This is a genomic window from Salinimicrobium sediminilitoris (assembly GCF_020866905.1).
Lineage (GTDB): Bacteria > Bacteroidota > Bacteroidia > Flavobacteriales > Flavobacteriaceae > Salinimicrobium > Salinimicrobium sediminilitoris.
Genome location: NZ_JAIVCC010000007.1, coordinates 47,687 through 72,875, shown reverse-complemented (window position 1 = coordinate 72,875; position 25,189 = coordinate 47,687). Strand labels below are relative to the sequence as shown.

Genomic DNA, 25,189 nt, shown 5'->3' with positions numbered 1-25,189 from the left:
GTGCACTAAATCCCGTCGTTCTCGATACTAATTTGTTCCTGCTCCTTCCCAATTAATTAGTCACCATTTAACCGATCAACGTTTCCCGTTCCCTTTTTACATAACTCCGAAAAAATAAAAAATCCTTATTTTCAGGGCTAAATCCGATTTCCGCGTGAAAAAAGCGAAAAAGAAATACATCAAATATTTACCTATTCTGGGTTGCATTTCCACCGGCCTCATCTATACGGCCATTGGTTTAATCGCCATTCTTTCCTTACTAAGGCTTAAAGATGGGGGCGCTTCAAAGAACAGCCTTCTTGCCTATCTGCAGGACTGGCCGGGAGGCGCAATTATCATCTGGGCCATCCTGCTGGGCATGCTCTGTTATATCATTTGGCGTGTCTATGAATCCTTTCGCGATCCCTATCATTACGGGAATGGCTGGAAAGGACTTGCCCGTCGTACCGGGATCGGCCTCAGCTCTCTTGCCGATGCGCTTATTGCTTACTCTGCGCTGGTAGTATTACTGGGTTCAGCGAATTATTCCGAAGACGGCAGTGCTGAGCAGAAGAGGGAAATGACGGCCAATATGCTGGATTACGGCTGGGGCAAATGGATGGTGGTGGGCCTGGGCGTGCTAATCGCTGTAACTGCCGCAGTGCAATTGTTCTACGGAATCACCCGCGGATACCGGGAGCGTCTTGATATCGTGCAGTTCAGCGGAAAGAAAAAGGCGACCATCTTTTTCCTGGGTTTTACCGGCTATGTGGCCCGTGGAGTCATTTTGGGCATCATTGGCTTCTTCTTCATCAAATCGGGCATTCTTAATGATTCGGAATATGTCGTCAATACCGATAAAGCTTTCAATTTTATTGGCGATCATATCGGAAAGATTCCCTTCGCGGTAGTCGCCTTCGGAATTCTATGCTATGGCTTATTCATGTTTGCCCTGGGGATCACCTATGATCTTGATAATGATCCTTCAGACCCCAATTTTCATCCGCAGAAAGGTTAAAGTTAGCAACAAAGCTCTGTAAGGCGTATTACCACAACACATCCCGTAAAGCGGGATGAACAAAAGAAGGCAGGGAGGACTGCTTAGCCCTGAAGGGGCTTAATATACAAATCCAAATCCCGTAAAGCGGGATAAAGTAAAAGCGGGATGAAGGAGATAATAGCCCTGAAGGGGCTTAATATACCAACATCCCGTAAAGCGGGATAAAGTAAAAGCGGGATGAATAAAAGAAGACAGGGACTGCTTAGCCCTGAAGGGGCGGAATATACCAACATTCCGTAAAGCGGGATGAATAAAAGAAGACAGGGACTGCTTAGCCCTGAAGGGGCGTAATATAGAAATCCCGTAAAGCGGGATAAATTAAAGAAGACAGGGACTGCTTAGCCCTGAAGGGGCGTAATATAGAAACATCCCGTAAAGCGGGATAAATTAAAGAAGGCAGGGACTGCTTAGCCCTGAAGGGGCGTAATATACCAACATCCCGTAAAGCGGGATAAATTAAAGAAGTCAAGGACTGCTTAGCCCTGAAGGGGCTTAATATACCAACATCCCGTAAAGCGGGATAAAGTAAAAGCGGGATGAATTAAAGAAGTCAAGGACTGCTTAGCTGAAGGGGTGTAATATACCAACATCCTGTAAAGCGGGATAAATTAAAGAAGACAGGGACTGCTTAGCCCTGAAGGGGCTTAATATACTAACATCCCGTAAAGCGGGATAAAGTAAAAGCGGGATGAAGGAGATAATAGCCCTGAAGGGGCGTAATATATAGGCGTCTTACACATTAGTCCCACACATACTTCTCCTCATACGGGACATTAAATTTAGTCAAAACAGCCCTGTATTCTTCCTGGAAGGTTTTCTTACGATGATGCTCATGTTGATTAGCAATGTAACCAATGACTCTATCAATTTCTGAAGGCTTTACCGAAAATGCACCATATCCATCCTGCCAGTAGAAGTTTGAATATTCCACTCCTTTGGTTTTTATCCATTTAGAGGAGTGAGATTTTAATTCTTCCATCAGTTTCATTAAAGCAATCTTTTTTGACAGCATGCAGAGGATATGAACATGGTCGGTATAGCCACCAACCTTAAGCACCTGGCAATCTAAATTGTTGCAAATCCCCCCCAGATAGCTGTGAAGTTCGTTTTCCACGGAAGGTTTAATTAAAGGAGCTCTGTATTTAGTGCTAAAAATAAGATGAACATAATTTTTCACAAGAGATTGTCCCATAGCAGTTCGTTTATGGCGCCCTTTCAGGGCTATGCTCAAGTTACACTTTTTTCCGATGGGCTACCCCCATCTTTGAGTATGGCGCCCTTTCAGGGCTATGCTCAAGTTACACTTTTTTCCGATGGGCTACCCCCATCTTTTGAGTATGGCGCCCTTTCAGGGCTATGCTCAAGTTACACTTTTTTCCGATGGCTACACCCATCTTTTGAGTATGGCGCCCCTTTGGGGCTTTTCCTATGGGTATCCAGATACGCCATTGTTCCCATGGCTGCATTCATAGTAAGGGTATGACGCCCCTTCACGGGCTCTACCTTAGTTATCATCAGTAGAAAGGCCAAAAACAGCCGGTTTATATCTGTAGCACCGGCAAACTCGCAGGTATACTTTGCGAAAATGATTAACTTCCCCAAAAAAAATTACATTACAACTTTTTCCGTTTTCCTTCTGCAGCTATTCATAAGCGGTTGCTATGGTATGGTAGAAATTTATTCAGAAGAGCCGGAGGTTCAGATGAGGAATTCAGCCTTTTCGGGTAAAGACTTCAGAAGAAAAAGAGTCGGGACAAGCAGAAATGTGAAGATTAAAAATTGAATTGCTATGCAGCATAAGAAACTAAATTTCAAAGATATTTCCCAGCAGAATATTCTCTATTATGATGAGGAGTTAGAAGAGGCTTGTTTGAGTATATGTAAGTCTCTTAGGATACATAATATGCCGGCCTATGATTCGCAGCATTATTATGAACTGCGGGACGGGAATTTTTCCAAAAAAGAAATTGAAGAGACTGACAAGCTTTTGACAGAAAATCCCATTTTCGATGAAGGGCTTCTAAAGAAATTCAAGAGTCACAGGGACAGTGTGCTATTTGTATTTAAAGGAGAAGTACTTAGCGGGATCGTGCATTTTGCTGATTATAACCAGACCAAGGTGTTACAGGCGATCCAGGATGATGTGCTCACCTTTGAACGCCGAATGAGGCAGTACCTTTTCCTGAAGAGTTACCGCAATGAGGATATGATCAATTTTTTCCATTATCGGGCGGAAAAATATGATAACACTAAAGAGTTTTATTCCGAAAAGATCGGGATCCTTGAAAAAAGGGCAGATGAAATGAATCAATTGGGGGAATTTCAGGTGTTTGATCTAAGGGATCTCCTGGAGTTCGGAAACAGTAGCTATACCGATAAACTTTTTCCGTCGGAAACTATAGAAGTGAACGGAAGGAAGATTGACCAGATTAGACTGGTAACCAGCCTTAGGAACATGGCAATGCACGGGAAAAACCCTGTGGAAAAAGATGAGGAGACTTCTGTATATTCCATAGAGAGCCTTCGCTACTTATTCACCGCTTTGAGAACCCTGGAAGATTTCACTTACCACATTGAAAAGCTAATAAGCAGCCAGGAGGATTATCGCAAGTCTTTGGTCATGGATAACCGCAGTAAGCTGGAGATCATTCACGAGCATCATCCACAGGCGCTTAATTACTTTATTGGAGATTAAGCCGGAGGTAAGTAAATAAGATGCTCCTGTGTGCTTTGCGATAAAGTCGATAAGATCCAATTTGTGATAGTCTTTGGCATTATTTGCTGTAAATTAACATGTTTGTCCCGGGCATCATCTACGATGTGGATAATGATCCTTTAGACTTTAGTTCTCATCTGAAGAAAGGCTTAAGAGAACCGGTATGGTAGTAATACAAAAAGAGCTGAATGTTTAAGTTCAGCTCTTTCTATTTTTATTAATAATCCTGTTATATCCAGAAAATTATTAAAAGATTACAGTATCAAATTTGATCAAATTAAGATCTCACTGCTTTCTCAATTTCAGTATCTCCAGAAAGGATTTCGAAAACCTCGTTGTGACGAACGTTATCATCCAGTACTTCTACTAAAGTTTTAGCTACGTCTGCTCGTGGAATTTCTCCGAAATCATCAAATTTTTTCTCCAGTTTAATTTTACCTGAACCATCATTGTTGTTCAATGATCCCGGTCTAACAATACTGTAGGCTATACCACTGGACTTTAAATGCTCATCAGCATTTTGCTTCGCTTGTAGATAATCCTGCATTTCTTCATTTACTGAAGGATTATCGGCGCCCATAGAACTTAACATCACAAATTTCGAGGCTCCCGACTTTTTCGCGGCATCCGTTAGTTTTTTAGCACCTTCCTGGTCTACACCTTTTACATTCTTTCCTTTAGAACCGGCAGCAAAGATCACTTTCTGTACATTTTCTGTAGTACTGCTAAGATCTTCTTCCAGGTCGGCAAGGATAGCAGATACATTATTGCTTTCAAAATCTTCCTTCTGTTCCTTTTTGCGAACCAGCGCGACAGGTTTATATTTATTTGATTCTTTTAAAAGATCAACAATGATTCTTCCCGTGGTACCGTTGGCACCTGCTACTAATACATTTTCCTTTTTCATAATTTTTCTTTTTTAAATTGATAATTAAACTAATTATTGACTGCCAAAGGTTTTAGCCCGGCAAACAATTACTTTTCCCAGAGCTCTTCCGGTAGCTGAATATTCCTGTGCTTTTACGGCATTTTTAAAAGTATAAACAAGATCCTTTACTGGTCTTCACTTACGATCCAACCTTGATCTCCTTCAATTGCTTGCATAGGGTATGCCTTTATTCAGCTGATCTTTCTCTTAAAACCTGCTCAGGTTTCTATATTTTGTGATTGGTAATGCGCTCATATTTATTTCTTTTATTTATCAGCAGGGCTTTCTGGATCCTCAGCCAGGATATTGATCCAGGAGTCAAGAGTTTTTTTGAGTAGAATAACATCCGAAGGTTCCACGTCCTCATTAAGTAATGTATTCAACAATTCTTGCGGTATAGAGGCAGCCTTTTCTTTTAAGTTTATACCCTTTTCTGTCAAATCCACTAGCACTGTTCGCTCATCGTCCTTAGATCTGGTTCGCGTTAGCAGTTCATTTTTCTCCATTCTTTTTATAAGTGGAGAAAGTGTATTTGTATTCAGTAGTAACTTTCTGCCAATCTTATTTACAGAAAGCCCGTTCTCTTCCCATAATACCAGTAAAACCAAATACTGCGGATACGTAAGTCCCAGTTTATCCAGGTGCGGTTTATAGGCCCTGGTGATCAATCTGGAAACCGAATAGATGGGAAAACAAATTTGGTTTTCTAGCTTAAGCTGTTCCTCCTTTTTCATGTACTATTTATTTGAAATTCTCCAGGCTTTCCAGGCACCGCTGGACCACAGGGCCCATGCTATGAGTACAGGCTGAAAAAATAACCTGATGAGTCTAGCCCGGTCTGTATCCAATACGCCAAAGCCATCTTTACCTTCTAAATACTGGGCTACATTACCCGGGAAGATAAGCACGAAAAACAGGGCGAGTAGCCATCCAATATTTACACGCTGTTTTTTCCAGAATAGCAACGTAAGCCCAAGGATCATTTCTACAATACCCGAAAGTATAACCACAAGGTCTTTGCTTAATGGAACCCAGTCTGGCACCTGAGTTTGAAATTCAATACGGTTAAAGGTTAAGTGGCTAAAACCCGCATAGATCATAAAAACTGCCAGTAGGATTCTAAAAACTTTTTGTATGGTAGAGGTCTCAATATAATTTTTCACTGCTCAGTTTCTTATTAAACACGATTAAATCGTGTGCGATGCAAATATAGGGAGAGTATTAGGTTCCGCGCTAAGGTTTAGAAAAGGTTTAACGTTTAAATTTTTAGAAGGATATGATCAATTTTTTTCGTTACCGGGCTAAGAAATAGATCACATTAAAGATTTTTATTGACTTAGGCAGTTAATAAATAATAATTATGCGAGCTGCAGCCGGTGAATTGACCTAAAGTCCTTGTTGCTTTTTTAAAAATATAACGGGCAGAAGCCTCTGTCTATCCATGGATATAGATATGGAAATTAGGATAAATGTGTTGCTCCTCTGGAGCTTTGTGCTAATATATAATTCCTTCTACTATAAACATGTCGTCTCTCTGAGGCTCAAAATATAAACCTTAAAAGAAGTATTAGTAGAAGTAGAACCGTGAATTGCCTACAACTTTAGCCGAGGAATAGAAAAATTTTTACTTTGTTTAGACGAGCTCCAGAGGAGCGAAATATCTATAGAAACAACAGGTGATGCGATAAAATGAGCTCTGGAGGAGCGGCATAAAAGGCGGTTATTAACCGAAACAAAAAGCTGTTCCCTAAATTGGCCTAAAGCCCATATCTTATTGCTTTGCAAAACTTATCAAAATTATTTTCCTATAGCCCCAGGCTTTAGCTTTAGCCGGGAGGTCTTGAACAGGTTGAAATGGCTTTAGCCCAATCCTTTCCAGTGAGGAATCACATTAAAGAAGGCATCTCCATTTAATATTTATAGGCCTAGGTCAGGAATTTTATTCTGAAATGATCGCATTGCCTCCAAAAAGGGCAGATAATTGGAACCTTTTGGGGATCTTCAGGTGTTTGATCTAAGGGATCTTTTTGACTTCGGAAACAGTAGCTATACAGATAAACTTTTTCCGTGGGAAACAAAAGAAGTTAACGGGAAGAAAATTGATATTCCGGAGATCCATGGAAAAAAGTATCTAGCTGAAACTTTCCTATTAAAAAACAGAAATTCCCACATTAACAATCTATAATACAGTACTTTAACAGATTTACAGGGCGTTGATCTAAAAATTTTCTCCTCTATCTTCTTCTTATGTAATTTAATAGTACCATCACCTAAGTAGGTTAAGTTCATGATAGATTTGGAGCAAAAAAGGGTGGACGTATGTCCGCCTTTTTTTTCTGAAAAAATAGGATTTGTTAAGTCTTATCTTAAAATCTAAACAACAATAGACAGGGAAACTTCAAACTCTGTTTTCTATATCAATCCCCCATAAGTAATTTTTAGGCACTTTGTTAACAGGACCTTAGTGGTTTTATGAGATAAGCACCTTAAATCTATATTATCCCGCTCTTCTTTTTGTAGATAAAAGGGACAGATACAGCAGCTGGATTTTTAGGCCTTACAGCAATATTCACCTCTTGAATAAAAGCGTGCATATTTTTCAGGATTAAAGCAAAAAACAACCTATCTGAATATTAATCTAAAATCAAAATTATGAGAACTTTTAAAAGTTACTTTCTTTATTTGCCCGCAATCATGATCTTTTTTCTTTCATGTAGTGGAGATGAATCCGCAGATCCTGTAGTTCCCCAACAGGTAGCTGTATTATCTCTGCAGCCTGTTTTCAACAATATGATGAACAAATCTGCTAATAAACAGGGGGTGACAGATCCTCCTGAATGTTCTGATGCAGTTCCTGCCTACGCTCAACTCTCCCTAACCTATGGAGAGTCTGAAATTCCCGTGAATGTGACTGTGGATATCCTTGGAAATGAAAACGGCTACTTTACGGCCTTTAGTGATGACCTTGAAATACCAGTTCCTGCAGGATCTGCGACAGTCTCTGTAACAATCACAGATTTTGTTGTGTGGAGTGAAGGTTCTCCGGGAGATATTATCTGGGCCGCTCCAAAGACGGGGAGTATGTTTGCCGAATTTGTTAGTATGGCCCTGCCAATTTCCCAAAATCTTCAGGCAGGATCAAAAACCTATCTGGAAGTTCCTGTAATTTGCTTTGATGAACGGCAGGTCAATCTTTATGGATATTACCTCTTTGACCTGAATACTGTCGAAGTTTCCAGCCTTTGCTTCTTTGCCAATTACTGTGCAGATGATGGCAGGCATTATACAGCTAATTACAGTCTTGATCTTTATCTGGGAACTTCAAATGCCGGTACTCCCCTGTATATGGACCAAACCCCTGTTATAGGACTGGGGGAACATTATTATGCAAATCCTATTTGCCTGGCCGTTCCTACTCCTGGAGAAGGTATAGGTAACGGGGAAGCTTACCTGTATTATGAAATAAGCATTAAAGACTGGGAAGGTAACTATGGAACTGCAGGAGATTATAAGGAAAGCGGTACTTTAAGCTATAATGAGGTACAGGCTTTGTTGAACGATGATGGAACTACTGCAGAATATGAACACCTCTTTATTAATTGTGGGGAAGGTGATACTCCAAGAGATACTAATATTTTACTCACGGTAGATACCGAGAACATTAATGAAGATAATCTGGACACCAAAATTATTTTTACAGACGACAGGAGCAATCCCGTCGGATATCCCGGGGATCCGGAAAATTTCACATCACTGGTAGACAGAGGTATGAAGGTCTATTGGCGTGGGCAAACTAAAGACGGAAATAATTCTGTTATTATTGATATTTTAGAAGTTGAACGCAAACCAGACGGAGGTTCAATGATCCTGGAAAGTATATCCAAAGATGACAGGCTAATAGTTGGCCAGGTAAGGAATGAGTATGTGAGCGGACTGGAAAGCTACAACATTACAATTAGGATCATTAATGCAGAAAACACCAAAACCTTTACGATTGATCCAAAGCTTCAAATGACAGGTGCTAACTAGGCCCCTCTTGATCCAATTTGAAAACTGAAGAAAAACATTGTCACCTGTGTGGCAATGTTTTTTCTTTTAACCAACTCAGAAAAAAGGTGTTCTGAAGGGTTTGACCTTTTTCACCTTGAATTAATGTTTAAACAAAAATGGTAAGATGTTGGAAATAAACACCTATCCGCACGAACGCGCAATATTCTTCAGAATGATTTTATAAAGCAACGCGGGCCTTTATGCTCAGTAAAAGGAACAGGGATAGATTTGAAGAAGTACTTCTGTTTAAAAGAACTTTCAGAAGCTTTTTCAGAAAATAATTGCAAAGGATATTCATGCCCTCATAATTGCCGGTTATTTAAAAGAAGATATTTAAGGCGGAAAGTACTAGGGCGCCCAGCGGAAATGTTTTTCACCGGGATCTTTTTAAAAGCAGATTAGATGAAAATAAAGGCCGGGGTTTGTTGTGAAAAAACTTCCCATCTGTAAGAAAATAGTAGCTTTTTCATAGCTCCATTGCTATATTATCTTAGAAATATTACTATTTTTAAGACCTCTTTAACAGAGGACCGGTAAAAGTTTTCCCTACAGGCTTTTGCAGTTTCAGCTAAACCCCATTTCTGCATGCAGACAGAACAGTCTTTAACTACAGGGAACTTACATATACTTAAGCCGCGTAAGGCACTCAATAAAGCTTTTTTAAAGGTCAAGCCGAACCGTTCGCAGATCGAGCAGTTCAAGCAGAATCTCATTCAGCTGCTGGACAGAACGAATGATACTGAAAGTGAGGAGTTCCACAAGAACCTGGTGACCGATTTTTTGAAAAAAACGTATTACGATCCTCACCACTTTATCAATACCAAAGGCCGCACAGATCTTGTTATTCATAACGGGAACAAGGCCAAATCCAGCGTGGGGGTTATCATTGAAGCCAAGAAACCCACCAACCGGGCCGAGATGCTTAGCCGGGAGAAGATCAACTGCAAGGCATTTCACGAGCTGGTATTGTATTATCTTCGGGAGCGCCTCTCGCATAAGAACCTGGAGGTGAAATATGTGGTGGCGACAAACATCAACGAATGGTTCATCTTTGACGCCAACTTCTTTGAAAAGGCCTTTGCACAAAACAAAAAACTCGTCGCTCAGTTTACCGATTTTGAAGCCGGAAGGCTGGCCGGGAAAACGACCGACTTCTTCTACCGCGAAATAGCCGAACCTTTTATTGCTGAAATACAGCAGGAAGTGGAGTTCACGTACTTCGATATCCGGAATTACGAAAAACCGCTGCGGAATAACAATCCGAAGGATGACAATAAGCTCATCGCGCTGTTCAAATTACTCTCTCCGGAACACCTGCTGAAATTGCCATTTTTGAATGACAGTAACAGCCTGGACAAACGTTTTTATGGCGAACTGCTGCACATCATCGGTTTAACCGAAACCAAACAGGGCGGCAAGAAGATCATCGAACGCCAGAAGGAAGGTCAGCGGAATACCGGTTCTTTTCTGGAGAACGCGATCATTCAGCTGGACAGCATGGATAAGATCGGGAGGCTGGAGCAGCCGTCGCAGTTTGGGGAAACACATGAAGAAAGGCTTTTTTCCGTAGGACTGGAACTCAGCATCACGTGGCTCAACAGGATATTGTTTCTGAAGCTTTTGGAAGCCCAGTTACTTACCTATCAAAAAGGGGATAAATCCTATGAATTTTTAAGCCTCGACAGGATCCATAATTACGACGATCTCAACTCGTTGTTCTTTCAGGTGCTGGCGCGGCAAGCTTCAGAAAGAAATGAAGACGTAAAAGCCCTTTTTGAGAAGGTACCTTATCTCAACTCTTCGCTGTTTGAGCCCACAGATATTGAGCACGCCACGCTGTTCATCAGCAACCTGCGCGATGACAAGACGCTGCCCATTTACAGCGCCACCGTGCTGAAGGATAAAAAAGGCAAGAAACGCAGCGGCGAACTCAACGCGCTCGAGTACCTGTTCGAGTTTCTCAACGCCTACGACTTTAGCAGTGAAGGCGGCGAGACCATACAGGAAGACAACAAGACGCTCATCAACGCCAGTGTGCTGGGGCTTATTTTTGAAAAGATCAACGGCTATAAGGACGGCTCTTTCTTTACGCCCGGCTTTATCACCATGTACATGTGCCGCGAGACCATTAGGAAAGCCGTGGTGCAAAAATTCAATGAGACCAAAGGCTGGAACTGTAAGGACCTGGATGCGCTTTATGATAAAATAGAAGATCGGCAGGAGGCGAATGATCTCATCAACAGCCTCAAGATCTGTGACCCCGCGGTGGGCTCGGGGCATTTCCTGGTTTCGGCGCTCAATGAGATGATCGCGATCAAGAATGACCTGAATATCCTGCAGGATCGCCACGGAAGAAGACTGAAGGAATACCAGGTGGAAGTGGTCAACGACGAACTCATCGTGACCGATGACGACGGGGAGCTTTTTGAATACAATCCCTCCGGAAAGGAAAGTCAACGGGTGCAGGAAGCGCTTTTCCACGAGAAACAGAACATCATTGAAAACTGCCTTTTTGGAGTAGACATCAACCCGAACTCTGTCAAGATCTGCCGCCTGAGATTGTGGATCGAACTGCTGAAAAACGCGTATTATAAGAATGAGACAGAACTGGAAACGCTGCCGAACATCGACATCAACATCAAATGCGGCAACTCCCTCATCTCCCGGTTTGACCTGGATGCCGACTTAAGCAAGGCGCTCAAAGACAGCAAATGGAATATCGACAGCTACCGGGTGGCCGTGGACACCTATCGCAACGCCCATAACAAGGAGCAGAAGCGGGAGATGGAAAAGATCATCCACGACATCAAGAACGACTTTAGGAGCGAGATCTCCACAAATGATCCCAAGGTAAAAAGGCTGGAGAAAGTAAAAGGCGAGATCTTTTTAATGGCCAACCAAACTCAGCTGTTTGAGCAGTCAAAAAGGGAAAAAGCCGCCTGGAACAAAAAGCTGGAGAAACTCTCCAAAGAGAGTAGAAAACTGGAAACCCAGATACAGGAGATCAAAGACAACAAGATCTATGAAAACGCCTTTGAGTGGCGCTTTGAATTTCCCGAAGTGCTGGATGAAAACGGGGATTATGTGGGCTTTGATGTGGTGATTGGGAATCCGCCGTATGTTCAACAGCGAAAATCACAAGGTGCAACCGTGATTTTTAGAGAATGGTATTCAGTTTATTCTGGGACAGCTGATTTGAGCGTCTTCTTTTTCGAACGAGCTTTTAAAATTTTACAGGAAAAAGGCAATTTTTCCTTCATTTCGACAAATAAATTTTTCAATACAGAATACGGCAAACCATTACGAAGTTTTTTAAAATCTTTCGATGTCAACGAAATTATAAATTTTGAATTAGTTCCAATTTTTGACGAAGCTCTAGTCTCAAGTGTTATAATAAACATAGATAAAAACACTCCATCAAAAACTTTTAAATATTTGGAGTTTAAAGAGGAGAGTATAGACCAGGAAAAATTTAATTTGAGGTATAAAGAAGAAATGTTAGTTCTTGACGCCAAATTACTTTCGAACAATTCGTGGCTATTTTCTAAAATTGATGAGCAAAATTTAGTTGCAAAGCTTAAGCAATTGGGTAAGCCACTGAGTGCCGATAAGACTGTTGAAATAAGAAGAGGAATTACTACAGGATTTGACAATGCCTTTATCGTATCGGAAAAATCATCTATTTATGATTCAAATATAGCAAAGCCATTTCTTAGAGGGAAAGACATCAACAGATATAAAATTTCTAATAACAATTTAAAACTTCTCTTTGTCCCATGGCATTTTCCACTTCAAAATGATGATAATATTAAAGGAGCAAGTGAAGTTGCAGAAAAGGAATTTCAACATTCCCATGCCGAAGAGTATAATCATTTATTATCGTTCAAACCTAAACTCGAAAGCAGAAATAAATCAGAAACTGGAATACGATATGAATGGTATGCATTACAAAGATGTGCAGCTAGTTACGTTGAGTTGTTTGATAGGGAAAAAATAGTTTGGGGGTTAATTTCAGGCGGTTGGGATTTTTCCCTCGATCAAGACCGGAAACTTTTAACGAGTGCATCATTTTTCCTCACTTCTGATACCATACCTATAAAGTTTATTCTCGCTCTGTTTAATTCTAAATTATACCAATTTTACTTTTCAATAATAGGAGAAAAAACGGCGGGTGGTGCATTTGTATTTAAGAAGACTACTATTGAAAAATTTCTAATACCAAAAAAACAGGATCATAATAAAGTAATAATCACACTTGTGGATAATATTCTTCAATTAAAAAATGAAAATCCCGCAGCCGACACTTCTTCTTTAGAAGCAGAAATCGACCGGCTTGTTTATGAGCTTTATGGGTTGACGGAGGAGGAGATTGAGATTGTTGAAGATTCAATTAAGTAATAATAATGAAAACTTTTATATCTGATATAGTACCGAAAATTCAAAAATTCAGTAAAAAACTGGATGACTTGACTTTGATAACAAATCAACAATGGGTCCTGATTAATGATCTACAAGATTTAAAAACCACATACATCTTTCGTGATGGAGGTATTCTATTAATTGCAGAAAATGGTTTAGTGAGCAAAGCAAATTGGGAATATCTTAATACAGACTCACTCTTAATTGAAAACGGAACCCAGACTTTTTTAATGAAGCAATCCTTCAAAAATGAAGATGTTTTAGTTATGAACTTAGATGGCGATAAGAGTTATGCCTTTTTTGTAAATGAGAGCAAATACAAAGGTTCTATAAATAGTTTTGAAGACCTGGTCAGATATTTGGAAGTAAAATATTTGAAAAGGACTTTTTTAGAACCGCAGAATAAATTCTTCTATATGCAATTTTATCAAGAACACGGACCTTTTAATTCAGACCAACTCATTAGTAAAATAAAAAGAAACCAGCTCAATCCATCTTGCTTAATTAGATCAACTAATGAACCTAATTACCAAAGTGGAATGAGAATAAGGGATCTACTGGAAATTAAGAACATGTAATGAAAATGATTCCAGATTGGAATAATCGATAAAAACTAAAACTAGAAAAAAGAAATATTTTGAAAAATCAATTACTTCAAAAAATTTGGGACCGAATTGAGTTGGAAAAGAAGGATTCACAAATATCATACTTTAATAGTTTGATGTATTTGGGTGAGGTTATAACCAAGTCAACTTGCTTGTTCATGCTTTCTGGACTTGGTGAATCTCAAAAAAATTACAAATATACCCAGTACTATAAATTAGTCCGTGCAAATGGCATAGGTGATTGGAGCAGTAGCTTAGATGAGTTACTCACTGGCCCTTCATCTCAAGAAATGAAAATTGAATACAATAAGTATTCGAAGGAGCTTAATGATAAAACTTCGAAAGATAGCTGGCAGAATATTGCAGTAACTGCCATAATAGATTGTCTAAAAATAATTGGTCAAGATCCCTCGGTTAGAACTAATAAGCTACAATTAAAAACTTGGTTTGGATATTTTGCCAATCTCAGAAATAAGACTAGGGGTCATGGAGCTATAACAATTGAAATCGCCACAGAATTAAATAAAAAATTGGGTCCTTCACTTAGAATTATTTGCGAACGGTTCTCACCTTTTAAATTACAATGGGCTTTCCTAAGTCAAAACCTTTCTGGGAAATACAGAGTTTCAGCAATATCAGAACATACCGATAATTTCGCCTACTTGACTAGTGCTGCAGGAATTAGAGCTAGTTTAGAAACAGGAATTTATACATTTATAAATGAGCCCATAAAAATAGATTTGATTTTCACTGATAGTGAATTAAATGAATTTTTCTTTCCTAATGGATCTTTTAGAAAGGAAAATTTTGAAACATTGTCCTATTCAACAGGAACAAAAATTATTAAAAGTGGTAGAAAGTATTTAACACCACCTGGTACGTTACCCAAGAGCGAAACAAAAGGCTTAGAGGAATTAAAAATAGTTGAAAACTGCTTTACCAATATACCAGAAAATCAAACAGTCTATATTAACCGGGCATCACTGGAAACTGAGCTTAACGAAATCTTAAATAATGAAAGGCATCCAATTATAACTTTAATCGGTAGAGGAGGTATTGGAAAAACCACTTTGGCTATTAAAGTTTTAAGAGATTTTTGTTCCAAAGATCGTTTTGAAAATATTTTTTGGTTTAGTTCACGTGATATTGATTTAATGTCTTTAGGTGCCAAACAAGTACAGCCTGATATATTAGATATAAAAGATGTTGTTAACGTATTTAACAAATTAATAGGTCCTCAAGACCCTAAATTAAAAGAAGACGAAAAAGTTGAGTTGTTTAAGCAAAGTTTACAAGATAAATCTACAAGCTCACTTTTTGTCTTTGACAATTTCGAAACTGTTGTTGACCAATTGAGTATGTTTAATTGGCTGGATACTCATATTCGGTTACCCAACAAGGTTTTAATTACCTCAAGAATGAATGAATTTAAAGCTGATTACCCCATAAACGTCGGCGGAATGGAATATGAAGAATTCCAAGAACTAATTACTACTGTTAGTAAAGAGTTGGGAATTTTTGATATTGTTACTTCTAGATATATAGACCAACTCTTCGAAGAATCTTCTGGACATCCCTATGTAGCTAAAATTCTTCTTGGTCAAGTTGCTAATGAACAGAAACTTGGTGACATAAAAAGAATAATGGCAGATCAAGAAAATTTACTTCAAGCATTGTTCGAACGAACCTATAATCAGCTTTCCGCAGCAGCTAAAAGAGTCTTTCTAACTCTAGGATCATGGAGAAGTTCAATTCCAAAAATAGCGCTTGAAGCAGTTTTAAAATCTACAATTGAGGAAAGAATAAATGTTGAAGGTGCAATAGATGAGCTCTATAAATTTTCACTTGTTGACAAAACAGTTACTCAAAAGAATGAAGTTCTCTTAGGTTTACCAATTAGTGCTCAATTATTCGCAGAAAAAAAGCTCAAAACAGACATTCACCAATTCGCAATAAAAAAGGATGCGGGAATTTTAATGAAATTTGGTGTTGGAAGAAATACAGAATTGGAAAGCGGTATTGAGCAAAGAATCTCGAAATTTTTCCAAGAAGTCGCTAAAGATATTTCCTCCGAGGTAGAACAAATAGACAAATTTATCCCAATAATGGAATATCTTTCCCTTAAACGGCCAAAAACATATTTATTGTACTCAACTTTATTAGAGGAATTTAATTTCATTGATGAAGCAATAGAAGCTTGTAATAAATATATCGCTGCAGTAGAAGAGAACCAATCATTAGTTGCTTGGAAAAGACTAATCAAATTATATAAACAAAAGAAAGATTATGAAGCTGAAATAAATTCTATAATTAATCTTTGCAATGTCGAACAATCTTCCAAAATTGAATTAAGTAATTTATTAAAAAGATATTCCCATTTACTTCGATTAAAGGTTCTCAGAAGTACTGAGCACAAAAAAATTCTTTCTAATACAATTATAGAATTGGCTACAAAACCTTCTAATTTTGAAGAGATAAGTAATGAGGATAAAACGAATTTAGGTTGGATTTATTTGCACAATACCCAGAAGGAATATGCTGCTAAATTAGCAAGAGATATTTTAGAAGAGGTTCCTGAACACTTCGAAGCGCAAAAAATACTAGCCAAACTCAATTTATCAGTTATTGTTTAGCTCAAGCCGCACTACATCTTTTTCCGCTCTGTGAAAGTAGTGAACTCACGGCTGCTGCATTTTTGATAGAAGCACAAGGCATTTTAAAGTATCTGACTTCGTCTCACCGTCAATATTGAATATTATAAATCATACTTCAAAATGAACAAAATAATCTTCACTTTATTACTGCTAACCAGCTGTTATTCCTACTCACAGGTCACTAATCCTGAAGAGGATCAAATAAACCCTGAACTTAAGGAGGAACTTGAAAGAATATACCTGATGGACCAGGGAATAAGAGAAATTACAGACGGTAATCCATCCGGGGAGAGAAAAGCCGAGTTACTAAGGAAGATGGACCTGGATGAAAAGGATATTGAGGGAAATAAGTTGTACTCACTAATGCGGGAAATTGATAGTATAAATTTGATAAAGGTTGAAAGAATCATTCAGGAGTATGGTTACCCCGGGAAATCCCTCGTGGGAGAGCCTGCTAATAAAGCAGTTTTTTTGGTTATCCAGCATTCAGATAAAATAGATCGATACCTGCCTTTGGTGAGAAAAGCAGCTAAAGAAGGTGAGTTGTCTAAAACCTACCTGGCCATGATGGAAGATAGAAATTTAATGTTTCAGGGCCTGGAACAGATCTACGGCACACAAATAAAAGGACAGGCTAATAAAGAAGGGGAATGGATCTTCTTTTTATGGCCGGTAAAAGACCCCGAAAAAGTAAATATTCTTAGGAAGAATATGGGAATTAAAAGTACCGTTGAAGAATATTTAAAAAGAATGGATATGGAGGTGAAATTTTACACCCTTGATGAAATTGATGATCTTTAAAACCGGCAGCGGGAGTTGCCGGATAACCAGAAAAAGTAAAGCTAAAGGACGGGCTAAGAAAGACCTAACAGGTTTTCAAAACCTGTTAGGTCTGCAGGCAAAACCACAAGTACCTCTCAGAAAATGACATTTTTGACACCTATTAAAAAACCTATTTTACAGAAAGAATATTCAGGTTGATGTCCCCCAAATTCATGAAAAAACTATTACTACTTCCCTTGCTCCTGCTTATGTTTTCCTGTTCTTCCGAAGAAGCTCCAAAAGATCCCATAGTAGGTCACTGGCAACTTTGGGGCACCATGGCATTCCCTGAGACCGGTGAGCCGAAAGAACATGAGGCAAATGAATGTTTTAAGAAGGAAACAATGATCTCTAAAAACAACGGAGAACTTTATTCGGTTCATTACTATATGAACGAGATCATGGAGTGGAAATTGAATGAAAACGCCACCATGACTTATGAATGGACAAAAGTATCTGAAGACATCTATAATCTAAAGAGCGTGTCGCCCGGGGGAAGGGACTTCAGGTTTAGCTTTCCGGACAGCAACACCATGTGGATGCACAATGGCGAACCTTATGAGGTGGATGGTGTAAAGTATGAAAGTGATGTACGGGTTTTTAAGAGAAAATAGATTCCGGCTGTTAGTCTTTTAGAAATAAGCTTCAGAAATTAGATCCTAAAAAGGCCATTTTAGAAAATCACAAAAATCAATAATAATGAAAGAAAGTCTACTCCCCCACTACTGGAAAATAAGTGCTCCAGGAATATTTTTGGTTTTGATAACTACTTTAAGTTGCTCACCTAAGATCGGGACGACTGAGATCGAAAACCAGGAAACTCAATTCTGGACATTAGAGAAAGCTAAAAAACAAGCGGCTGATTTTAATTCCTCCGAAACCTGGGACACTGAAACCCTAAATATGGAGATTGAATATATTGATGCTTTGACTTCACAAGACCTTCCTCTTTTCCCTTCACCTTTCCCAACCCCGATGTATGATTCGCCGGGAAATGGGAACGGACCTATCAAAACAGAAATTGCCGGAAAATCTTTTAGAGGGCATTACGCCATCATTGGAAAAGGGGAACATAGTAAACATTTATTTAAAAGTCCGGAGGATGAATCTATAGTTTACTTCTCCATTTTAAGTATTGCAGACGGTAAAGAAAATGAAAATCCGGTTTCAGCAATATCAAGAAATCATCCTCATTATTTATCACAAGGGAGCATAAACACGTCTACCAGGAGCAGGGTGGACTGGGTTGCAGTACAATTAGCCGATCAAAACGCATATGCAATAGTTAATTCACGGCTCTTCGACCTCAGGGCAGGGAGACTTATTTTGGTGGCACCGCAAAAAGACGGATCAATCCGCTTTTATCAGACCGATGCACCTCCAATGAATTTGGAGGAACAGGAAGAATATATCCGGAATTTACCCCACCAACAAAAGCTGATCGACTTCCTGAACAATGAAAATAATATTTAAAAATAGTATTTAGTCTCAGTTTTAAGCCACAGCCTTTGGAGGAGTCGGATGAAATTGAGCAGCAGGATTTCAGGATAAGGTATATTTTGACTAAAGAGGCTTCAGGAAAAACAGTGCTGGATTTAAAAAAATGAATAATGACTATTGTATAATGTATAATTTTTATCTCTCCACTATCCTCAGTCCACTGTCCACAATTAATACCCCTCAAAAATTGTATTTTTGAAGAGCTTTAACCACCATACCTAGACTCATGAAAAGATTTTTTACATTTTTCCTGTTTATCAGCTGCACTTTTGTCGGCTACTCTCAAAATTTTGGTCCGCCGCAGGGCGTGGCGGAAATCAAGACCATGAGCAGCGGGATCCTCGATACCGAAAGAAGTTACCCCATTTACCTGCCCAAAAGCTATAGCACCGATACAGATAGAAAATATCCCGTTCTCTACCTCTTGCACGGCTTGTACGGCAGCAACAAAGACTGGGTAGAACGAGGACATGTAAAAGATGTAGCCAACCGGCTGATCAATGCGGAAGAAGCGGTAGAAATGATAATAGTAATCCCAGATGCAGGAACAGACTGGTATGGTTACTTCAACATGAATGGATGGGCCTATGAGGATTACTTCTTTAAGGAGTTGATCCCACATATCGAAAAAACCTACAGAACAATTCCCGATAAAAAGCACCGCGCGATTGCCGGACTCTCCATGGGCGGCGGCGGAGCTGTTGTCTATGCACAGAAACACCCGGATATGTTCTCCTCGGTCTATGCCATGAGTGCCTGGCTCGGAATAGAACCCGGCGGCGGAATCCAGAATGCGGATGAAAAAGGCAAAGAATTGAACAGGACTGTCCTCGAAAACCATGCGGTGAAATTTGTCGCCAATGCTGATGAAGATAAACAGGAAGAATTAAAGGATATCAGGTGGTTTGTAGACTGTGGGGACGACGACTTCTTACTTCCGGTAAACCTCGAGTTTTACCGCGCTATGCAGGAGGCGAAGATCCCTTCAGAACTAAGAGTGAGAGATGGCGGCCATGACTGGGAATACTGGCATTCTGCCCTTTATTTGGCGCTGCCTTTCGTTTCAAATGGATTTCTAAGATAGTTCGAGGTTTAAAGAATGAAAAGCAAGAATAGGTAAATATTAAACTTATAAATCAATAAAGGCCTGACAGAGTGAATTTAAAATTTAAAATTCAGGGTTCAAAATTCAAAATTGCCAACTAACTGGGCTCACGGAAAAAAATACAAAAATGAATAAAGTTCAAATTACAGGCTTAGTAATCCTTCTTTTTGGCCTAACAGCAAATTTTATAATGGATTTTAACGGGTTTTGGGTTGGAGCAGGTATAGGTATTGGGATTGGACTTTTAGTGGTAGGAAAAATTAAGAAAGTTTGGTGATTTAATTGGAATTTGAAAGTGGTTAACTTGTCTATCATTAAAAGACTCAATATCAATGAATAAAATTTTTAAACCAACAGGAATTTAGTTCCTGATCTTAATAATGGTTCTGGTCATTTCATTCTTCATATTAGGTAACATTTTTTCAGATTGGGAGCATTTCAAGAATGGTCTCTTCTGATTCTTATGAAATGAGGTTTATCAGGAAAGAGTTCTATACCAGATACACCTGCGAAGGAAAGTTATTATGGACAGAACTGAGGAAGTTAACAATTGAAATTAGCATCTTGCCTGCAATATTTAAAATAAAAAAACGTGAAAAAATTTATTTATTTATTAGTCATCGGTTTAACTATGTCAAGTTGTTCCAGAAGTGATGATCCAGGTGATTTAGAACCATTTCCCGGGGAGTGGAGATTACTCAGGATAACAAGTGATGGTTCTTATGATCCCACATTGATGGATCTTTCAGATAAAAATGTCATTTACAACTTCACTTCCAATAAAAGATACGATGCTCCCGAAAGCGGCAATGAATTAATAATTACAGGAGCAGAAACCATTGGGTATTCAAATGGAAAATATGAGTATCATTTTAGAAAAGCTTATTTATATCCCGGACCCTGGGGAGAAAATGACCAAACAGAACCTGCAGTTTCAATCAATGGTGCCATTTATAGCTATACGCTCACAGACGGAATTATGATATTAGGGAGGTCGCATCAAAAAGGAGGTAATGATTACCATTTTGAGAGAGTAAAGAATTAAGACCATATACACTAATAGCATGAAAAAACTATTACTACTAACATTTCTCATCATTTTATTTTCCTGTTCTTCCGAAGAAGCTCCAAAAGATCCCATAGTAGGTCACTGGCAACTTTGGGGCACCATGGCATTCCCTGAGACCGGTGAGCCGAAAGAACATGAGGCAAATGAATGTTTTAAGAAGGAAACAATGACCTTTAAAAACAACGGAGAACTTTATTCGGTTCATTACTATATGAACGAGATCATGGAGTGCAAATTGAATGAAAACGCCACCATGACTTATGAATGGACAAAAGTATCTGAAGACATCTATAATCTAAAGAGGGTGTCGCCCGAGGGAAGGGACTTTAGGTTTAGCTTTCCGGACAGCAACACCATGTGGATGCACAATGGCGGACCTTATGAAGTGGATGGTGTAAAGTATGAAAGTGATGTACGGATTTTTAAGAGAAAATAGATTCCGGCTGTTAGTCTTTTAGAAATAAGCTTCAGAAATTAGATTTTAAAAGGTCATTTTATACACTCACAAGAATCAATAATAATGAAAGAAAATCTACTTCCCCATTACTGGAAAATGATTGCCTTAGCACTTTTTGTGCTCGCCATAGGCATCTGGTTTGTCAACGCAGCAAATCCTGAGCTTATAAATTTAGATCCCTATAAATTCAGCTGGATCCTGAAGATCATAATTCTCATCTCCCTGCTGCTCTTTGTTTCTACAAAAGAAAAAGTGGAAAACGAAAGAACAGCCACCTTAAGATCTAGCTGCATTAAGACCGCATTCAATTTTGGAGCGTTCTTCCTTGTTTACGAATTTTTTGCAGAAATAATTTTTCAGGGAGAAAACGCAGAAGTAATCAGCGGGTATGAACTCATGATGCTTATGCTCGTTTTTTATTATTTAAACTTTTATTTCAAAAAAAATATCAGGACCGTAAAGAGAGACTAATTGAATTCAGGATTCAGGATCAAAAACTGCCTTTTGCCTTTGTATTTTTTTTGTTTCGGTCCTGGCGAAACTATTCCATAATAAGAGAAGAGATAAAGATGAGAATTTTGAAATAACTCGAATAATAGATCTTAAAATGATCTTATAAACCTACAGAAATCACAAGAAAATATATGGAAAGAAATTATAAAGAATTATCTAACGAAAAATTACTCAAGCGAAGAAATTCCCTTAAAGCCGCTTTATTTGGTTTAGGATTAGTTGCTTTTATCGCAATTTCATTTTCAACCTATTTTTTTATCTCCTACGGGTTTAAAGATATTAATGCAATAGCATTCCTTCCGCTTTTTATCTTACCAATAACCTTTCTACCTATGCTGATAATTTTGGGTCAAACCAATAAGGGAATCAAAGCCCGGAATATAAAATAAGATCTCTAAATCTTAGTTAACCAGGTGTAAAGGGTCACAGTTAACACTTAATTTCTTATTTAACACCAGTTTACTGAATAAAATTCAGGTAAAAAAGTTGAGCCCCGAGAAACCGATAATTCCGGGTTTCCGTCGGCACCTTATAGTTCCAGAACTTACAGTGAGTAATAAAAAATAGTATTGAGGAAACAGTTGTTAAAATGATTTCTTTACCATTCCTTCTTTATGAGGTTCAGAAGTGTTTTTGATCTCAAAATCCACAACCCCAAGTACCAGTTCCTCTTCTGTAATTACATCAACTCTCCATTGGCCTTCCCTAAGGTTATTTTTATGAGTATATCCACGGAAACCACGATCACGCCCACCGGTAACTTTAAAGTTAATTTTATCAGTTACTTCCCATTTCCCGGTTTCGGGATTGTACCATTTCCATCTATGAAAAACGGACTTCTTTAAATCTGTAGGTGCAAAAACAGAAGTGAATACATAAACTCTTTCACTTGCCTGACGATGAAAATTGGTGTCATATTTACGCCAGAATACATACCATGGACTCTTCTCGTAAATCACGATGTATTCGTTATTCATTTTTCGCACATCATGAGCCACCAACCCTGTATCCATAGCCAGCGGCACCGGTGGAATAAGATTTAAAGTGTAAAAAACATTAATTGTTATATAGATAGAAAGGATAAGACCGATCAGTTTTTTCAGACTTATCTCAGCTCTTGTACCCGGGCTTGACCTGTAAATAAACCTGATGAGTGCCAGCGTACTCACCAAACTTACAAGTCCGGAAATGATAAAAATAAAGGTATTCATTTCCTTGATCAGCGTGGGAATCATAAAGGCGAAAAAGGTGAAACTTATAAAAAAATAGACACTGAACTGAAGGTATTTATTGGAGATCTTCTTTTTAAGAAATTCGTTTGCAAATAGGAGCAGGACCAGCAGTATGAAAAAAAACATAGTTTTTGACATGGACACACTTCTGAAAAAATAGATGACGAAAGCACTTGAAAGTGCGCCAAAGAAGAACTGTATGACCAGCGGAAAATATTCGAAATAACGTCTTATAAAAGTACCTTCCCATCTGGCTTCATCTACTGTATTATATAAGTAAAGCGTTATGGATAATAAGGTCATATGCGAGCAAAGTACCACCGTGTCATAAACACGGTCAATTCGCCCTAAGGTCAACGTGTCAAAAATAAAACCACCCATAAAAAAAAGAATGGGAGCGTACTTTTGATTGCGAAAAACAAACCTTCCAAAAACACTGTTTCTATATCTTACTAAAGCTTTTTTCATAATGTATTGAGTGGTGCCAAATGTAGGTAAAAACTTCATCCGGATATTTGCTTTGACTATAATGCCAGAGAGCTTATGAAAAAAGCAGAATCAGGATATTCCCGAATATTTCTGCGGAAGGGAATTAATTATTTATTGTTCATCCTTATTCGGGAAAATGCTTTTTCTGTAACAAAAAAGGGGAAATTCCTACTAAATAATAAGTGTTTTACTCAAATAGGAATTTTTAAAAACAAATACCGTGTTCAAAAAACATTACCTGTCTCTGCTCCTTTTAGCTACGGTACTTTTATCTTCCTGCGAAAAAGAAGACAATGTTCCACCAATCGATTACGCTATAGGATCTACTTCCCATTTCGAGCTGCTAGATCAACACCAGAATGGCTGGATAAAGCAGGGCCGATATCAACTTTCGGGAGACCCAATGGAGGAGTTTGAATATTATGAGAACGGTTATATTAAATCGGCTAAGGTATACGCGAGTTATCCGCAACAGCACCTGTATATGGAAGTGAGCCGGAGTGAAGATAATAAGCCCCTCTGGTCAAAATACTATAATCCCGACGGAGCCTTGTGGTTTGAAACAGAGTATAAGAACGGGCTTCCCTCGATCAAGAAAGTGTATAGCGAGGCAGGTACGACTATCTACACCTATACCAATGGAGAATTGAGTTTGGTAGAATTTACAGCGGCTGATGGTAACAGCACCGCCACCACCACTTACGACATAGCCGGGGAAAACCGGAATGTAATCATTACAAGTAACGGAGAAACTGTTCTCGATGAAAACTATGCATACCGGGAGCAGGTTGGTGCGGGAATTTACGCAGATAGTCATGTTCCGGTCGCCAATCCTTTTGGTGCGACTGAAACCTCTTACTATAAGCTTAATCAGGCATTTTCCCAAAGTCCTTCCTGGCAGCACGATGCCGATCCAATATCATTCATGTTCCCTTACCGGCTTTTCGATGAGTTTTACAATCCCGGAAATTATTTTGCCACCAGGTTTGCTGTAAGCACAGAACTTTACCAGTCGGTCATCGAACAGTATCCGGTAACCGAGAGAGGCGTATTGATTGGCGGGGGGAAATATGAGGATGGTTACGAATATTTTCAGGACAATTGGGAGGTAAGGGACTCCCTGGCCAAAGTTCTTGATGAAAATCCCGGGCTATACAAGCTGAAGTATGGAGGCGAGTATATTGAAAAAGCAGGGTATGGAAAGATCTTTTTTGTGATAGGTGCGATACGTAACCTTCCAACTGACAGCAATGTAGCCGATGATATTAAAAATATTGCCCGCAAACATATGGACGCATTGATTAGCGGCAGAACCGGCATTACTCCCAGGGAGCAGGAAAAACTTGACAGAGTATGGTTTGAAGTAAAGTTTTTTTCCACCCTTAAGGAACACCGGGATGGCGTAGTGATCAATTCTGCAGGGGATTATAAAAATGCCATTGAAAAAGTAAACGCCGGAGAACTTTCGGTAATTCAGCTGAAATACAAGTCGGTTGAAAATTTATAAAGGGAATTTTGCACAGTTCAAAGTCATGAAACCCAGAATTCGACACAGCCATATTTTGAGCAGCGAAGGAGAAGAAAATTCGTA

22 protein-coding genes are annotated in these 25,189 nt (G+C 38.9%); 17 read left to right on the top strand and 5 right to left on the bottom strand.

The features are described from left to right. The first annotated feature begins 154 nt into the window (after positions 1-154). Entirely contained in the window at positions 155-997 is an 843-nt protein-coding gene (locus LA313_RS09805; protein ID WP_228914517.1) for a DUF1206 domain-containing protein, read from the top strand. A 781-nt stretch (positions 998-1,778) separates the two neighbouring features. On the opposite strand, the gene tnpA is transcribed toward LA313_RS09805, so the two are convergent. Further along, positions 1,779-2,231 (bottom strand): IS200/IS605 family transposase, encoded by a 453-nt coding sequence (tnpA, locus tag LA313_RS09800; RefSeq protein WP_228914516.1) that lies wholly within the window; start codon positions 2,229-2,231, stop codon positions 1,779-1,781. Between the two features lie 597 nt (positions 2,232-2,828). Between tnpA and LA313_RS09795 the strand changes: the two genes are divergently transcribed. Continuing rightward, complete coding sequence (locus tag LA313_RS09795) at positions 2,829-3,734, top strand: hypothetical protein (protein WP_228914515.1); 906 nt, start codon at positions 2,829-2,831, stop codon at positions 3,732-3,734. Positions 3,735-4,032: 298 nt separating this feature from the next. Here the strand turns inward: LA313_RS09795 and LA313_RS09790 are convergent, their stop codons facing one another. From LA313_RS09790 to LA313_RS09780, 3 genes are all read right to left on the bottom strand, one after another. Beyond that, entirely contained in the window at positions 4,033-4,662 is a 630-nt protein-coding gene (locus LA313_RS09790) for an SDR family oxidoreductase (protein WP_228914514.1), read from the bottom strand. A 287-nt stretch (positions 4,663-4,949) separates the two neighbouring features. Further along, positions 4,950-5,417 carry a MarR family winged helix-turn-helix transcriptional regulator gene (locus tag LA313_RS09785; RefSeq protein ID WP_228914513.1) on the bottom strand — a complete coding sequence of 156 codons (468 nt, stop codon included), beginning with the start codon at positions 5,415-5,417 and terminating at the stop codon, positions 4,950-4,952. A gap of 3 nt (positions 5,418-5,420) precedes the next feature. Then, complete coding sequence (locus LA313_RS09780; RefSeq protein ID WP_228914512.1) at positions 5,421-5,846, bottom strand: DoxX family protein; 426 nt, start codon at positions 5,844-5,846, stop codon at positions 5,421-5,423. Positions 5,847-6,664: 818 nt separating this feature from the next. Between LA313_RS09780 and LA313_RS09775 the strand changes: the two genes are divergently transcribed. From LA313_RS09775 to LA313_RS09710, 14 genes are all read left to right on the top strand, one after another. Next, positions 6,665-6,868 carry a hypothetical protein gene (locus LA313_RS09775; RefSeq protein WP_228914511.1) on the top strand — a complete coding sequence of 68 codons (204 nt, stop codon included), beginning with the start codon at positions 6,665-6,667 and terminating at the stop codon, positions 6,866-6,868. A 467-nt stretch (positions 6,869-7,335) separates the two neighbouring features. Beyond that, positions 7,336-8,712, top strand: coding sequence for a hypothetical protein (locus LA313_RS09770; RefSeq protein ID WP_228914510.1), 1,377 nt, complete (start codon positions 7,336-7,338; stop codon positions 8,710-8,712). A gap of 606 nt (positions 8,713-9,318) precedes the next feature. After that, positions 9,319-13,131 (top strand): class I SAM-dependent DNA methyltransferase, encoded by a 3,813-nt coding sequence (locus LA313_RS09765; RefSeq protein ID WP_228914509.1) that lies wholly within the window; start codon positions 9,319-9,321, stop codon positions 13,129-13,131. Positions 13,132-13,136: 5 nt separating this feature from the next. After that, the gene (locus LA313_RS09760; protein ID WP_228914508.1) at positions 13,137-13,730 is read left to right on the top strand and encodes a hypothetical protein; all 594 of its coding nucleotides are present in this window, start codon (positions 13,137-13,139) and stop codon (positions 13,728-13,730) included. A 59-nt stretch (positions 13,731-13,789) separates the two neighbouring features. After that, positions 13,790-16,390, top strand: a complete 2,601-nt coding sequence (locus LA313_RS09755; protein WP_228914507.1) for an NB-ARC domain-containing protein — start codon at positions 13,790-13,792, stop codon at positions 16,388-16,390. 141 nt (positions 16,391-16,531) lie between these two features. After that, positions 16,532-17,212, top strand: coding sequence for a DUF6624 domain-containing protein (locus tag LA313_RS09750; RefSeq protein WP_228914506.1), 681 nt, complete (start codon positions 16,532-16,534; stop codon positions 17,210-17,212). 194 nt (positions 17,213-17,406) lie between these two features. After that, the gene (locus tag LA313_RS09745; protein WP_228914505.1) at positions 17,407-17,847 is read left to right on the top strand and encodes a hypothetical protein; all 441 of its coding nucleotides are present in this window, start codon (positions 17,407-17,409) and stop codon (positions 17,845-17,847) included. A gap of 85 nt (positions 17,848-17,932) precedes the next feature. Beyond that, complete coding sequence (locus LA313_RS09740) at positions 17,933-18,706, top strand: hypothetical protein (protein ID WP_228914504.1); 774 nt, start codon at positions 17,933-17,935, stop codon at positions 18,704-18,706. Between the two features lie 253 nt (positions 18,707-18,959). Beyond that, positions 18,960-19,817 carry an alpha/beta hydrolase gene (locus LA313_RS09735; RefSeq protein ID WP_228914503.1) on the top strand — a complete coding sequence of 286 codons (858 nt, stop codon included), beginning with the start codon at positions 18,960-18,962 and terminating at the stop codon, positions 19,815-19,817. 148 nt (positions 19,818-19,965) lie between these two features. Beyond that, on the top strand, positions 19,966-20,115 hold the full coding sequence (locus LA313_RS09730) for a hypothetical protein (RefSeq protein WP_228914502.1): 150 nt from the start codon (positions 19,966-19,968) through the stop codon (positions 20,113-20,115). Positions 20,116-20,430: 315 nt separating this feature from the next. Continuing rightward, complete coding sequence (locus LA313_RS09725) at positions 20,431-20,883, top strand: hypothetical protein (RefSeq protein ID WP_228914501.1); 453 nt, start codon at positions 20,431-20,433, stop codon at positions 20,881-20,883. 19 nt (positions 20,884-20,902) lie between these two features. Continuing rightward, positions 20,903-21,343: a hypothetical protein gene (locus tag LA313_RS09720; protein WP_228914500.1), complete on the top strand. Its 441-nt coding sequence runs from the start codon at positions 20,903-20,905 to the stop codon at positions 21,341-21,343. 84 nt (positions 21,344-21,427) lie between these two features. Then, the gene (locus tag LA313_RS09715; RefSeq protein ID WP_228914499.1) at positions 21,428-21,835 is read left to right on the top strand and encodes a hypothetical protein; all 408 of its coding nucleotides are present in this window, start codon (positions 21,428-21,430) and stop codon (positions 21,833-21,835) included. 173 nt (positions 21,836-22,008) lie between these two features. Continuing rightward, positions 22,009-22,266 carry a hypothetical protein gene (locus tag LA313_RS09710; RefSeq protein WP_228914498.1) on the top strand — a complete coding sequence of 86 codons (258 nt, stop codon included), beginning with the start codon at positions 22,009-22,011 and terminating at the stop codon, positions 22,264-22,266. A gap of 195 nt (positions 22,267-22,461) precedes the next feature. Here the strand turns inward: LA313_RS09710 and LA313_RS09705 are convergent, their stop codons facing one another. Next, complete coding sequence (locus LA313_RS09705; RefSeq protein WP_228914497.1) at positions 22,462-23,577, bottom strand: DUF2914 domain-containing protein; 1,116 nt, start codon at positions 23,575-23,577, stop codon at positions 22,462-22,464. Positions 23,578-23,818: 241 nt separating this feature from the next. Here LA313_RS09705 and LA313_RS09700 point away from each other — a divergent pair, with 241 nt between their 5' ends. Then, positions 23,819-25,105, top strand: coding sequence for a toxin-antitoxin system YwqK family antitoxin (locus tag LA313_RS09700; RefSeq protein ID WP_228914496.1), 1,287 nt, complete (start codon positions 23,819-23,821; stop codon positions 25,103-25,105). Positions 25,106-25,189 lie beyond the last annotated feature (84 nt).